The 14004-nt window shown below is 65.2% G+C and carries 12 protein-coding genes; 6 read left to right on the top strand and 6 right to left on the bottom strand.

The window, feature by feature from the left end; all coding sequences use genetic code 11:
- Positions 1-59: 59 nt before the first annotated feature.
- Together Y88_RS16580 and Y88_RS16575 are read left to right on the top strand one after the other, a co-directional pair.
- Entirely contained in the window at positions 60-461 is a 402-nt protein-coding gene (locus Y88_RS16580) for a TlpA family protein disulfide reductase (protein ID WP_008071317.1), read from the top strand.
- On the top strand, positions 458-1183 hold the full coding sequence (locus Y88_RS16575; RefSeq protein WP_008071315.1) for a cytochrome c biogenesis CcdA family protein: 726 nt from the start codon (positions 458-460) through the stop codon (positions 1181-1183). Before Y88_RS16580 ends, Y88_RS16575 begins: the two co-directional genes overlap by 4 nt.
- Here Y88_RS16575 and Y88_RS16570 read toward each other — a convergent pair.
- From Y88_RS16570 to Y88_RS16555, 4 genes are all read right to left on the bottom strand, one after another.
- Positions 1180-2607 (bottom strand): efflux transporter outer membrane subunit, encoded by a 1428-nt coding sequence (locus Y88_RS16570; RefSeq protein WP_008071314.1) that lies wholly within the window; start codon positions 2605-2607, stop codon positions 1180-1182. The genes Y88_RS16575 and Y88_RS16570 overlap by 4 nt on opposite strands.
- A gap of 28 nt (positions 2608-2635) precedes the next feature.
- Positions 2636-3841 carry an efflux RND transporter periplasmic adaptor subunit gene (locus Y88_RS16565; protein WP_008071312.1) on the bottom strand — a complete coding sequence of 402 codons (1206 nt, stop codon included), beginning with the start codon at positions 3839-3841 and terminating at the stop codon, positions 2636-2638.
- On the bottom strand, positions 3834-7010 hold the full coding sequence (locus Y88_RS16560; protein ID WP_008071309.1) for an efflux RND transporter permease subunit: 3177 nt from the start codon (positions 7008-7010) through the stop codon (positions 3834-3836). Before Y88_RS16560 ends, Y88_RS16565 begins: the two co-directional genes overlap by 8 nt.
- Positions 7011-7174: 164 nt before the next feature.
- A complete protein-coding gene (locus Y88_RS16555) occupies positions 7175-7933 on the bottom strand; it encodes an IclR family transcriptional regulator (protein WP_008071306.1) in 759 nt (252 codons plus the stop codon).
- A 105-nt stretch (positions 7934-8038) separates the two neighbouring features.
- On the opposite strand from Y88_RS16555, the gene Y88_RS16550 reads away from it, so the two are divergent.
- From Y88_RS16550 to dmpG, 3 genes are read left to right on the top strand one after another with little or no spacing between them, the layout of a single operon-like run.
- Positions 8039-8821, top strand: a complete 783-nt coding sequence (locus Y88_RS16550) for a 2-keto-4-pentenoate hydratase (RefSeq protein ID WP_008071304.1) — start codon at positions 8039-8041, stop codon at positions 8819-8821.
- Positions 8822-8826: 5 nt separating this feature from the next.
- Positions 8827-9780: an acetaldehyde dehydrogenase (acetylating) gene (locus Y88_RS16545; protein WP_018075636.1), complete on the top strand. Its 954-nt coding sequence runs from the start codon at positions 8827-8829 to the stop codon at positions 9778-9780.
- A complete protein-coding gene (gene dmpG / locus Y88_RS16540; protein WP_008071300.1) occupies positions 9777-10823 on the top strand; it encodes a 4-hydroxy-2-oxovalerate aldolase in 1047 nt (348 codons plus the stop codon). The genes Y88_RS16545 and dmpG overlap by 4 nt, the downstream gene beginning before the upstream one ends.
- Before the next feature lie 47 nt (positions 10824-10870).
- Here the strand turns inward: dmpG and Y88_RS16535 are convergent, their stop codons facing one another.
- Together Y88_RS16535 and Y88_RS16530 are read right to left on the bottom strand one after the other, a co-directional pair.
- Complete coding sequence (locus Y88_RS16535; RefSeq protein WP_008071297.1) at positions 10871-11647, bottom strand: enoyl-CoA hydratase-related protein; 777 nt, start codon at positions 11645-11647, stop codon at positions 10871-10873.
- Between the two features lie 2 nt (positions 11648-11649).
- Positions 11650-12678, bottom strand: coding sequence for a zinc-binding dehydrogenase (locus Y88_RS16530; RefSeq protein WP_008071295.1), 1029 nt, complete (start codon positions 12676-12678; stop codon positions 11650-11652).
- Positions 12679-12813: 135 nt separating this feature from the next.
- On the opposite strand from Y88_RS16530, the gene Y88_RS16525 reads away from it, so the two are divergent.
- A complete protein-coding gene (locus Y88_RS16525; protein WP_008071293.1) occupies positions 12814-13980 on the top strand; it encodes an acyl-CoA dehydrogenase family protein in 1167 nt (388 codons plus the stop codon).
- The last annotated feature ends 24 nt before the right edge of the window (positions 13981-14004 follow it).

Here is a 14004-nt window from a genome sequence, read left to right as displayed (position 1 = left end):
ATCCTCGCGAATTTCCCGATGATGCGGCCACGCCGGTCGCAGAGCGAGGAGAATGTCCGATGTCCTTTGCCCGTCTCGTCTCCGCAGCCGTTCTGGCCGCCGGTGCCTTTGTCGCAGGCCCTGCTTCGGCGGCCGAATTCCGTCCGTTTGACCGTGCCGCTTTCACGGCTGCGCAAGCACAGGGAAAGCCGATCCTGGTCGAGGTCGCGGCATGGTGGTGCCCGGTCTGCCATTCGCAGGAAGGAACCGTGAAGCGCACGGTTGCCGCCAGCGATTATGACAAGCTGGTCGTGTTCAAGATCAACTACGACCGCCAGAAGGATGAATGGAAGAGCTTCGGTGTCGACAAGCAGGGGACGCTGATCGGATTCCATGGCACGCACGAAGTCGGGCGTATCCGTTTCCGCACCGACAAGACCGAGATTGCCAATCTGCTCGCGACCACGGTGCATCAGGGATGAGCGGCGCGCTCAGCCCCGCACTCGGCTTTGCGGCTGGTGCCCTCACTATCCTGTCCCCTTGCGTCCTGCCGCTGGTGCCGATCGTTCTGGGCAGCGCGTTGCAGAAAAGCCGGTTCGGGCCGCTGGCACTGTCGGCAGGGCTGGTCGTGTCGTTCACGGGTGTCGGGCTTGCGGTGGCATCGGCCGGGACGCTCGCGGGCCTCGATGCCGACGGGTTGCGGGTGGTCGGCGCGGTCATGCTGCTGCTCGCCGGGATCGTCCTTGCCATCCCCATTGCGCAAGGACGGCTGGCCGCGCTTGCGACGCCGCTGGCGGGGTGGGCGGCCCGGCGTCAGGCGGGGCTTGCCGCCTATGGCCTTGCCGGACAGGCGGGCATCGGCGTGCTGCTCGGCTTGGTCTGGAGCCCCTGCGTCGGTCCGACGCTCGGCGCGGCGACGGTGGTGGCGAGCCAGGGCGGCAGCCTTGGTGCAGCGGCCGTCGTCATGGTCGCGTTCGCGCTGGGGATGGTGGTCGTGCTTTTGGGCTTGTCCTTTGCCACCCGGACCCTGCTTGCCCGGCGCGGCAGCCAGATCATGGCAGCGGCAAGCCGGGGCAAGCTGGTTCTGGGCGGCGTGATGATCGCGGTCGGGTTGATGGTCCTGACCGGCACCGATCACCTTGTCGAAGGGCTGATCCTGTCGCTCTCCCCCGACTGGTTGGTCGATGCGTCCACGAGCATCTAACGCGCAGGTTTCACGCCGCAGCCGGTCCCGCATTCGATCGGTCCGCCGAGCGCACGGACGATGGCAACCGTCGCCTGCGCACGGCGGGTTTGTACGGTGAGGAACGCGCGCTGGGCGGTCAGGGCGTCTGTCTGGGCGGTCACCACTTCGAAATAGTTTGCGGCCCCTTCGCGATAGCGCGTGAAGGCAAGGCGGCTCGATGCCTCGGCAGCTTCCGCAGCGGCCTTCTGATCGACCGCTTCGAGCTTCAACTGGCGTGCGGCGGCAAGAGCATCCTCGACTTCGCGGAAAGCGGTCAGGACGCTGGTGCGGTAATTGGCGGCAGCCTCGTCAAGTTGCGCACGGGCCAGCCGCACGCCCGCGATCCGCTTGCCCGCGTCGAAGATCGGCGCGCTGACGCCGAGCGGGCCAAGCGCCCAGAAGGCATTGGGCGAGGAAAGCAGACCCGATCCGGTGCTTTCGAAACCACCGGCAAGGCCGAGCGTGACCGTTGGGAACAAGGCCGCACGGGCAACGCCGATGCGGGCATTGGCGGCAGCGACCCGGCGTTCGGCGGCGGAAATGTCGGGACGACGCTGAATGAGCGTCGAGGGCGTGCCGACCGGAACTGCGGGGGCATCGACCACCCGCGGGACCGGAGCGATGCGAAAACCGCTGGCAACTTCGCCCACCAGAGCCGCCAGTTCATGCTCCGTCGCGGCGCGCTGGGCGGCAACGTCGGAGACTTGCGCGCGGGCATTGCCGAGCACGGTGCGCGCGCGGTTTTCGTCGAGCCCGGTGGCGACCCCGCCTTCATGCCGCTTGCGTGTCAGGTCGAGCGCGCGGGTATAGGCTTCGACCGAGCGGATCAGCAGGTCTTCTTCCGCGTCGAGACCGCGCAGCCGGGCATAGGCATCGGCGACCGAGGCTTGCAGGCTCAGGCGGATCGAGGCGAGATCAGCGTCGCTTGCCTTTGATTCAGCCCGTGCGGCCGCGACCGAATTGCGCACCCGGCCCCACAGGTCGACTTCATAGGAAAGCTGCGAACCGATGCGGTAGTCATCGTACGTCGCGCTGTGTCCGGCACTGAGCGGGCGATCACGGGCCACGCGGTTGCGTGCGGCTGAGGCGGTCGCGTCGATTTCGGGCAGGTATTGCGCGGCCTGTTGATGGAGGACGGCGCGGGCTTCCTCGCGGCGGGCAAGAGCGGCCTCAAGCGTCGGGCTGGCTTTCGCTGCGCGGGTTTCGAGATCGTCGAGAACCGGATCGCCGAACCCGGCCCACCATTCGCCGCGATCCGATCCGTCGAGCGGCGTCGCCTGTGCCCAGTTGGCCGGGGTCTCGGCGAACGTGTCAGGCGTGCTGATCGCGAGCGAACGCGGCTTGGGCGCAAGCGAGCATCCGGCAAGAGCCAGGGGCACGAGAAGCGGTGCGAGCCGCGCCATGCGGCGTGCCGGGGGCGTTCGGCGTCTCTCAGCCATGCGGCTTGCCCTTGGCATCGTCCTGCGGGTGAAGGACTTGCGTCACGCGCACCTGCTGCCCGTCGTGGATGGCGTCGGGGGGCGTGTCGACGACTGAATCCGAGGCGGTGATGGCGCCGTTGACGCGCACCTGATTGCCTTCGTCGCGCAGAATCATGACCTTGCGCATGGCGACCTTGCCGCTCTTGTCCACCACGGCGACGCGCGGGCCGTCCGAGCCATAGAGAATGGCGCTGCCGGGCAGGGCGAGCGTGCCGACGCTGCCCGAGGCGTGGAAATGGACCTGGGTAAAGGCGCCGGGCTTGAGCAGACGCTCGCCATTGTCGGCCTGCAATTCGACGAGGACCGAGCCCGACTGGGTGTCGACCGCATTGGCCGAGCGCGTCAGGTCCGCGTTGAATTCCCGGCCCGGAAATTCGGGCAGGATCAGGCTTGCCGAAATGCCGGGATGGATCATCGCCGAATAGTTCTGCGGCACGCGGACATAGACGCGCATGCGATGGACGTCGGCAACCGTGAACAGCGGCTGGGCCGTGGCATTGCCGGTGACGACGAGAGCGCCGATCTGCGCCGCGCGGCTGGTCACGACGCCGTCGAACGGCGCATAGACCCGTTCGAACCCCTGCATCGCGCGAAGACGCTTCACATTGGCGAGCGCGGAATTGGCGAGCGCGGATTTTGCCGCAAGGTCGCCCTGCTTCTCGTCGTTTTCCTGTCGCGAGACGGCATCCTGTCCGAGCAACTGGGTCCAGCGGTGGGCCGTCGTTGCGGCAAGGCGCTGGTTGGCAAGCGCGGTCTGGTAATCGGCTTCGGCCTGGGCCAGCGCCTGATCGACTTCCGGCGCGTCGAGGACGGCGAGCGGCTGTCCTTCGTGGACATGGTCGCCGATGTCGGCAAGCCAGGTCCGGACATAGCCATTGGTCCGCGCGTTGATCGCCGCGTTGTTCCAGGCCTGGATCTGCCCGGGCAGGACGATTTCGTCGCTGGGGGCGGCCGGCATGGGATGGACCACCGCGACATCGGAAACTGCGGCCGTGCGCGCTTCCTCGCCCGCCGTGGTGACCGAGCGTTCGCGCAGGGCAATGCCCAGAGCCGCAGCCCCGACCGCGCCGACGGCCAGCAGGATGCCCAGACGTCCGAGACGGCGGCCGTCAGGAAGGGGGGCGTCGAGATCGACGGGCGAATGCAGATCAGACATGGGAGGGCACCGGTTCAAGAGAAGGTTGGTTGCCGACGCGGCGGCGATGGGCAATGCTGAACACGACAGGCACGAACATCAGCGTGGCGACGGTGGCAAAGAGCAGGCCGCCGATGACCGCACGGCCGAGCGGGGCATTCTGTTCGCCGCCTTCGCCAAGGCCGAGTGCCATGGGCACCATGCCGATGACCATGGCAAGCGCGGTCATCAGCACCGGGCGGAAACGGACGATCCCGGCCTCGATCGCGGCCATGGTCGCATCGCCGGTCGCGACAAGGCGTTCGCGGGCAAAGCTGATGACGAGGATCGAGTTCGCCGTTGCAATGCCCATGCACATGATCGCGCCGGTCAGCGCGGGGACCGAAAGCGTGGTTCCCGACACGAACAGCATCCAGATGATCCCGGCAAGCGCGGCGGGCAGGGCCGAGATGATGACCAGCGGGTCGAGCCAGCTCTGGAAATTGACGACGATCAGCAGGTAGATCAGCGCGATCGCCCCGATGATCCCGAGACCCAGCCCGATGAAGGCGGTGTTCATCGTTTCGTACTGGCCGCGAATGGTGACGGTCACGCCCTTGGGCTGGTCCTTGGTAAGCTTGGCCAGAACCTTGTTGATGTCGCCCGCAACGCCGCCCAGATCGCGGCCCGAGGTCGTCGCATAGACGTCGAACACGGGCTGGATGTTGTAGTGCGAGATTACCGCCGGGGTCGCGGTCCGGCGGATCTGTGCCACGCCGCCCAGCAACTGGCTCGCGCTGCCCGCCTGACCCGAGACGGGGACATTGGCGAGCGAATTGACCGAATCGACGAGGTATTCCGGCGCCTGCGCGACGACGGGATATTGCACGCCGTTGTTCGGGTTGACGAAATAGACCGGTGCCACCTGCGACGTCCCCGCCAGCGCGTTCGCCAGGCTGTTGGTCACGTCGCGCTCGGTCACGCCATATTGCCCGATGCGCGAGCGGTTGACGTCGATGTTGAATTCCGGCGAGCTTTGCGGCTGCTGGATACGGGTGTCGGCGATGCCGGGAACCGAGCCGATGGCGGCCAGGATCTTTTCGGCAAAGGCGCGCGCGGCCTTGGGATCGCGCGCGGAAACCTGAACGTCGATCGGCGCGGGGCTCCCGAAATTCAAGATCTGGCTGGTGATGTCGGCAGGCAGGAACGCGAATGTCGTGCCGGGGAAGCGGCGCGGCAATTCGCGGCGCAGGCGGGCAATCACGCCGGCGGTGGGCTCGTGCCCTTCGCCCATGGTGATCATGATGTCGCCGTCCTGCGATCCGATCGTGCCGCTGTTGTTGTAGGTCACGTTGATCGCGCTGACCGGAAGGCCGATGTTGTCGGTGATCGAGGTCAGTTCGGCAGGCGGGATGATTTCGCGGATGGCAAGGCCGATGCGGTCGAACCGGGCGGAGGTTTCCTCGATCCGCGATCCCATCGGCACGCGCACGTGCATCAGGATCTGGCCGGAATCGACCGAGGGGAAGAAATTGCTGCCCAGGAACGGCAGCAGCCCGAACGAAGCGACCATGGCAAGGAGAAAGCCGATGACGAACCGCTGCCGTCCGGCAAGGGCCAGCCGCAGCAGGCCGATGTAGCCGGCGCGAAGGCGTTCGAAGTGGCCTTCGAACCCGCGCTGGATGCCGACGAAGAACGCCGAGATGCCGGTATGGACGGCATGGGGCTCATGCGGCTTGAGCAGGTACATCGCCATGGTCGGGACCAGCGTGCGCGACAGGATAAAGCTCGCCATCATCGAGAACACGACCGCCAGCGCCATCGGCACGAAGAGGTAGCCCGCAACGCCGGGCAGGAAGAACATCGGCACGAACACGATGCAGATGCACAACATCGAGACGAAGGCCGGAACGACAATCTGCGCGGCGCCGTCGGTGATCGATTCGATCACGCCCTTGCCCTGTTCGAGGTGCCAGTTGATGTTCTCGATGGTGACGGTCGCTTCGTCGACGAGCAGCCCGACCGCGAGCGCCAGCCCGCCCAGCGTCATCACGTTGAGCGTCTCGCCAAAGACATAGAGCGTTGCGATCGCGGCCAGCACAGCCAGCGGGATCGAGGTGACGATGATGAGCGTCGAGCGGACCGAGCCGAGAAACAGCAGGATCATCAGGCTGGTGAGGCCTGCCGCGATCAGGCCTTCGCGAACGACCCCCGACACGGCGGCGCGCACGAAGACCGACTGGTCGCCGACGACCAGGACCTTGAGCGAATCAGGAAGGCCGACAACGACTTTGGGCAGGCGCGTCTTGACCCCGTCGATGATCGACAGCGTCGAGGTCGCACCGTTCTTGAGCACGGTCAGCAAGACCGAGCGGCGCGCGTTGACGTGGACGACGTTGGTCTGCGGCGGAGCCCCATCGCGGACGTGGGCGACGTCGCGCATGGTGATGGTCGCGCCGTTGACGACCTTGACCGGCAAGTCGTTGAGCGCCTCGATCGAGGTCGGCGCGTTGTTCAGCCGGACGCTGTACTGCGTCGGCCCGATCTTGACGAAACCGGCCGGATTGATCTGGTTCTGCGCGGCGATCGCGTCCGAGACGTCCTGTGCCGACAGCCCCTTGGACTGAAGCGCGGACGGGTCGAGATCGACCTGGACCTGGCGCATCTTGCCGCCCGAGGGGAACGGCATGGCAAGTCCGGGAATGGTGACGAGCTGGGGCCGGATCTGGTTCTGGCCCATGTCGAACAACTGTTGTTCGCTCATCCCCGCGCCCGACAGCGCCAATTGCAGGATGGGCACGGTCGAGGCGTTGTAGTTGAGGATCAGCGGCGGCGTCGTTCCGGGCGGCAACTGGCGCAGCAAGGTCTGCGAAATGGCGGTGACCTGCGCATTGGCAGTGGCGATGTTGGTACCCGGCTGGAAATAGATTTTCACGATGCCGATACCGACCATCGACTGGCTTTCGATGTGTTCGATATTGTTGACGGTCGTGGTCAGCGCCCGTTCATAGGGTGTGACGATACGATCGGTCATGTCCTGCGGGTTGAGCCCGGAATAGCCCCAGGCAACCGCGATCACCGGGATGCGGATTTCGGGGAACATGTCGATCGGCGCACGCACGGCGGAGATCACACCGAAGATCGCGATCAGAATCGCCATGACGATGAACGTCAACGGACGATGCAGTGCAATCTTCACGATATCAAACATCAGGGAGGCTCCGGGGCAGGACGGAAAGGGGGATGGGCTTCCGGCCCGACAGTGCTCGTTGCTTTACCCGCGCCCGTCGCGCAAGCTCCTCCTTGGCCTTAAATAAATGTCATCTCGTCAAAGTCTGGTACAAACTGCGCACAATGCGCGGGATCGGCTGTCGCTCACGAGCTGAAGCAGGACTTCTCGATCTCGGCGGCCGTGGTGTGGAGCGCAGCCAGCACCGCGTCGGTCTTCATGCCGCCTTTGCCGCGCAGGCGCGAAACCGAGATGGCGGCAGGAACGCTGCCGTCCGGACGGCGGATGGGGACCGCGACGCAGGAAATGGCCGGATCGATTTCGCCCCGATCCTCGGCATATCCGGCCTTGGCCACTTGTTCGAGTTCGTGGGCAAGATCGGCCGGATCGGTGATCGTCGTTTCGGTGAGGGCAACGAAAGGCCCCCCGGCAAGATAGGCGTCGCGCTGGGCCTGGGGCAGATGGGCAAGCAGGACCTTGCCGATTCCCGAGCAATAGGCTTCGAGCTGCATGTCGACTTTGGTGAACAGCGAATTGGCGCCTTCGCCGGTCTTGATCCGATAGGTCACCATGTCATTCTCGAACGTGCCCAGTTGCACCACGGCGCCCGTCCGGGCAGCAAGGCGATGGAGCAGGGGAGCTGCAACATTGGTCACCAGCTGCTTGTCATCGACACGCGCAAGAATGGCGCGCAGGCGGGGCCCCGCGATGTGGCGCCCGCCGCCGGTGGGGGCAAGAAACCCTTCGGAAACCAGCGTTGCGACTTGTCGGTGCGCGGTCGCGACAGGCACGTCATGCTTGCGGGCAAGGGCCGAAACGCTGCTCGCGCCGCCGTCCTCGATCACGGCTTCAAGCATGGCAAGAGCACGGCTGGTGGCGGCAAGAAGGGGAATCTGCTTTCTCATATGTTGAGATATTGGCGCGGCCTGTGGCTGGTGCCAAGACCCCCTTGCGCCTAAAAAATAGTCCTGCGGTCTGGAGAGCCAGCGGTCTGGAGAGGACGTGAATGCATGAGTGAGACCTGGGAAGCGGCGGCAAAGCTGCTGCGCGACGCTTATACCGGGGGCGTGGTTGCGCCCTTGCGCGATTATCTCGATCCGGTCGATGTGGTCGGGGCCTATGGGGTTCAGGAAATCAACACCCGCTTCTGGGAAGCACAGGGACGGCAGATCGTCGGCCGCAAGGCGGGCCTGACGGCCAAGGCCGTGCAGAAGCAGCTCGGCGTGGATCAGCCCGATTTCGGCGTGCTGTTCGACGACATGCGCGTGGCTGACGGCGGCGTGCTGCCTGCGGGAAGCTGCATCCAGCCCAAGGCCGAAGCCGAGATCGCCTTCATTCTCGGCACCGATCTGCCTTCGGCGGAAACGACCGCGGACGACGTGGCTGCGGCGGTTTCCTCGGTTCATGCGGCGATCGAGATCGTCGATTCCCGCATTGCCGACTGGAAGATCACGTTCGCCGACACGGTTGCCGACAACGGCTCGTCCGCCTTCTTCGTGCTCGCCGACGAAGGGCGTTCGCTCGAAGGGACGGATATCTACACCGCCGGGATGGTGATGGAAGTGAACGGCGAGATCGTCTCGGTCGGGGTCGGTGCGGCCGCTCTGGGCAATCCGCTCAACGCTGCTGCCTGGCTTGCGAGCACGCTTGCCGCGCGCGGCGAACCGCTCAAGGCCGGGGACGTGCTTCTGGCCGGGGCCCTGGGGCCGATGGTTCCGCTCAATCCCGGCGATCATGTCGTTGCCCGCGTCGGCGGCATCGGCACGTGCAGCTTCACTTACGCAAAGGGCTGAAATCCATGGGTAAGATCAAGGTGGCCATTATCGGCTCGGGCAATATCGGCACCGACCTGATGATCAAGATCATGCGCCTGTCCAAGGTGCTGGAAATGGGTGTCATGGTCGGGATCGATCCGGCCTCGGACGGTCTCGCCCGCGCCCAGCGCATGGGTGTCGCGACCACGCACGAGGGGATCGACGGCCTTGTCGCGATGCCCGAGTTCAAGGACATCGGCATCGTCTTTGACGCGACCAGTGCAGGCGCGCACAAGCGCAACAACGAGATTCTGCAGGCGCATGGCAAGCGCGTGATCGACCTCACGCCCGCTGCGATCGGGCCTTACACGATCCCGTCGGTCAACGGGGACGCCAATCTCGACGCGCTCAACGTCAACATGGTGACGTGCGGCGGGCAGGCGACGATCCCGATGGTCGCGGCAGTCAATCGCGTCGCCAAAGTGCACTACGGCGAAATCGTCGCCTCGATCTCGTCGAAGTCGGCGGGCCCCGGCACGCGGGCCAATATCGATGAATTCACCGAGACCACCAGCGAAGCCATCGTCAAGGTCGGCGGCGCCACGCGGGGCAAGGCGATCATCATTCTCAATCCCGCCGAACCGCCGCTGATCATGCGCGATACGGTCTATTGCCTGTGTGAAGAGGCCGATCCCGAAGCGATCCGCAAGAGCGTCGAGGACATGGTGGCGCAAGTGCAGGGCTATGTTCCGGGCTATCGCCTGAAGCAGGCGGTGCAGTTCGAGCACATCGGATCGAACCGGCCGCTGCACATTCCCGAAATGGCCGCAACCGGACAGACCGATTTCACCGGGCTCAAGGTCACGGTCTTCCTCGAGGTCGAAGGGGCGGCGCATTACCTGCCCGCTTATGCGGGCAATCTCGACATCATGACGTCGGCGGCGTTCAGGACCGCCGAAAAGATCGCGCTGCGCCATTTCGTGGGAGAAGTGGCATGACACTCAACGGTTCCTTCAACGATCCCCGGACGCAGAAGCTCTACATCCAGGACGTCACTCTGCGCGACGGCATGCACGCCATCCGTCACCAGTATAGCCTCGACCACGTCAAGGCGATCGCCAAGGCGCTCGATGCGGCCAAGGTCGATGCCATCGAAGTTGCCCATGGCGACGGTATCAACGGTTCCTCGTTCAACTACGGCTTCGGTGCCTTTACCGACTGGGACTGGATCGGGGCCGTGGCCGAAGTGCTCGAGCATTCGGTGCTGACCACGCTGCTTCTGCCCGGCATCGGCACGGTTCACGACCTGAAACATGCCTATGACATGGGCGTGCGCAGTGTGCGCGTCGCCACCCACTGCACCGAGGCGGACGTGTCGAAGCAGCATATCGAGGCCGCGCGCGGTTTCGGCATGGACGTTTCGGGCTTCCTCATGATGAGCCACATGACCAGTCCCGAGGCACTGGCCAAGCAAGCCAAGCTGATGGAGGAATACGGCGCGCATTGCGTCTATGTCACCGACAGCGGCGGGGCCATGAACATGGACGACTATGCCGCCCGGCTTCAGGCCTATGATCGCGTGCTCAAGCCGGAGACCCAGCGCGGCGTCCATGCGCACCACAACCTCTCGCTCGGCGTCGCGAACTCGTTGATCGCGGTGCAGAACGGTGCGGTGCGCGTCGATGCCTCGCTCGCCGGGATGGGCGCGGGCGCGGGCAATGCGCCACTCGAAGTCTTCATCGCGGCGGCCGATCGCTATGGCTGGAACCATGGTTGCGATCTCTATGCGCTGATGGATGCGGCCGACGAGCTGGTCCGGCCTTTGCAGGATCGCCCGGTCCAGGTCGATCGCGAAACGCTGACGCTGGGCTATGCCGGGGTCTATTCCTCGTTCCTGCGTCATGCGGAAAAGGCGGCCAAGGACTATGGCGTCGATACCCGCTCGATCCTCGCTGAAGTCGGTCGTCGCAAGATGGTCGGCGGTCAGGAAGACATGATCGTGGACATCGCGCTCGACCTCGCCAAGGAAGGCGCGCTCTGATGGGAATGCCGCCCCGGACGGTCCTTGCGTCCGGGGCGCTCCCCTTTTCAGCGATGACGGAAGTGCGGCGTGCGTTTTTCGGTGAAGGCGGTCATGCCTTCCTTGCGGTCTTCCAGCGCGAACGTCGCATAGAGCAGGCGCCGCTCGACATAGAGCCCTTCGGAAAGATGGGTCTCATAGGCCTTGTTCACGGCCTCCTTGGCCAGCCGCAGGATCGGGCGTGAGGATCGGGCGATGCGTTCGCCGATTCCGATCGCTTCGGATAGTTCCTCGCCGGTCGGAACCATGCGGCTGACAAGGCCGTGGGCAAGGGCTTCGGCAGCGGTGAGCGCCCGCCCGGTCAGGATCATGTCCATCGCCAGAGCCTTGCCCGCAATGCGGGTCAGGCGTTGGGTCCCGCCCGCGCCGGGGATCACGCCCACGGTCGTTTCGGGAAGAGCGAAGCGCGCGTTTTCGGCCGCCACGACGATGTCGCACATCAGCGCGAGTTCGCATCCCCCGCCAACGGCATGACCGGCAACCGCCGCGATCGTCGGTTTGCGCACGCGGGCAATGCCTTCCCACGAGGCGGTGACGAAATCCTCGTCAAAGACCTCGGCAAAAGTCTTGTCGCGGATTTCCTTGATGTCGGCCCCGGCGGCAAAGGCGCGGGGGGAGCCGGTGACGACGATCGCCGCAATGGTGGGGTCGGCGTCGAACGCCGCCGCCGCGTCGGACAGTTCGCTGGTCAGGCGGAAATTGAGCGCGTTGAGCGCCTCGGGGCGGTGCAGGGTAATGATCCCCACCGACCCTTCACGGGATACCAGAACGGTTTCGTAAGGCATGGTCAGTCCTTCGCGATGGAAATGAGGATCTTGCCGAGCCGGTCGGGAGCACCCAGCCGGTCGAAGGCGGCGGGCACCTCGGTCAGCGGGAACACGCTGTCGATCGCCAGTTGAAAGTGGCCTTGTGCCGCAGCGCGGATCAGCCGCCGCATGTCGCCGAGCGAACCCATGGTCGAACCGTGGACGGAAATCTGCCGGACGAAGAGACGCTGGATGTCCGCCGAAGGATGGGCTCCGGTGGTGGCGCCGCAAGTGACCAGCCGTCCACCTTTGGCAAGCGAGCGCAGGGATGCGGGCCAGGTTCGTTCGCCGACAGTGTCCACCACCACATCGACGCCTTCGCCGCCGGTCATGGCCATGACGCTGGCGACGATGTCGTCACGGGCGTGGTCGATCGTTTCGACGCCGCGTGCGGCAAAATGGTCGAGCTTGGCGGTGCCGGTTGTCGTGGCGATGACCCGTGCGCCGACCATGCGGGCCAATTGCACGGCGGCATGGGCAACGCCGCCGCCGGCGCCTTGTACCAGTACGGTCTGTCCCGGGCCGAGCGCCCCGTTGCCCAGTACCATGCGCCATGCCGTCAGAGCGGCGACGCCGAGAGCGGCGGCGACCTCCACTGCCATGCCGTCGGGCAGGGGGATGAGCGAGCGGGTAGGCATGGCAAGGAATTCGGCGAAAGTGCCGTGGCGATGTTCGCCGGGAATGCGCAGCGTCCGGCACAGTGACTGGTTGCCCGACAGGCATCCGGCACATTCGCCGCAGAATTCGGCCGGATAACAGGCGACCCGAACCCCGGGGGCAAGGCCCGACGCCGGGGGTGCCGCGACCACTTCGCCCACGCCGTCGACACCCATGATGAGGGGCAGGGTATGCGTGATCCCGACGCCGGAATCGCGCATGTAGAGATCGACCCGATTCACCGAGGCGGCGAGCATCCGCACAAGAGCCCAGCCGGGCGCAGGCTCGGGCCGTGCCGTGTCGACCAGAGCGACGCCCTGTTCCCCACGTTGCGTCAGCATGATCGCCTTCATGGCGTTCTCTCTCCTGTCATCATGGCAATGCCATGGTCTTTTCGTTGTCGATAGAGCTTGATGATATGCGTCTTGCGGACCCATCGGCAAGCGAATATATGGAAATATATTTACATAAAACGGTGAGGAAATGCCATGGCGCTCGACGCAGATACCCAGTCCCAGCTTCTCGAGACGATTCGCAGCTTCGTCGACGAACGCTTGATCCCGGCCGAGGCTGAAGTGGCCGAAACCGATGTCATTCCGGAAAGCATCGTCGCCGACATGCGCGCGCTCGGCTTGTTCGGCCTGACTGCGCCCGAGGAATTCGGCGGCCTTGGCCTCACCATGGAGGAAGAAGTCCTCGCGATTTTCGAACTGGGGCGGGCGGCCCCGGCCTTCCGGTCGATGTTCGCGACCAATGTCGGCATCGGCATGCAAGGGATCGCCATCGACGGCACGCCTGAACAAAAGGCGAAATATCTGCCGCGGCTGGCTTCGGGCGACTTGATCGGGTCTTTTGCCCTGACCGAGCCGGAAGTGGGTTCCGATGCGGGCTCGGTGCGCACGACCGCGCGGCGCGACGGCGATGATTATGTGATCAACGGGACCAAGCGCTTCATCACCAATGCGCCCCATGCCGGGCTGTTCACGGTCATGGCGCGGACCGATCCGGCGCAGAAGGGCGCGGCGGGCGTTTCGGCGTTCGCGGTTGAACGCGGCACGCCGGGGCTGTCGCTGGGCAAGCCGGAAAAGAAGATGGGGCAGCAAGGCGCCCACGTCTGCGACGTCATTTTCGAGGATTGCCGCGTGCCCGCCACCGCGCTCATCGGCGGGGTCGAGGGGCAGGGGTTCAAAACCGCGATGAAAGTGCTCGACAAGGGACGCCTGCACATCGCGGCAGCCTGCGTCGGGCTGTCGGATCGCATCATCGAGGACATGGTGGCCTATGCAGTGGGGCGTCGCCAGTTCGGGCGGCCGCTAGCCGACTTTCAGTTGCTCCAGGCCTTTTTTGCGGATTCGAAGGCCGAGGCTTATGCCGCGCGCTGCATGGTGATCGATGCGGCGCGCAAGCGTGACGCGGGGCAGAACGTGAGCGTCGAAGCTTCGTGCGCCAAGATGTTTGCGTCCGAAGCGGTGGGCCGGATCGCCGACCGCAACGTGCAGGTGCATGGCGGCATGGGGTATATTCGCGAATACCGGGCCGAGCAGCTTTTCCGCGATGCGCGGCTGTTCCGCATTTATGAAGGCACGACCCAGATCCAGCAGATCATCATCGCCAAGGCTCTGGCGACCGACGCGCGCGAGCGACTGGGGATGTGAGGCGTTGCGTCGCGCCGGGGCTTT

Origin of the sequence: Novosphingobium nitrogenifigens DSM 19370 (assembly GCF_000192575.1) — a bacterium.
GTDB classification, from domain to species: Bacteria; Pseudomonadota; Alphaproteobacteria; order Sphingomonadales; family Sphingomonadaceae; genus Novosphingobium; species Novosphingobium nitrogenifigens.
The sequence above is the reverse complement of the archived record's forward strand: the minus strand, read 5'-3'. Positions and strand labels throughout refer to the sequence as shown.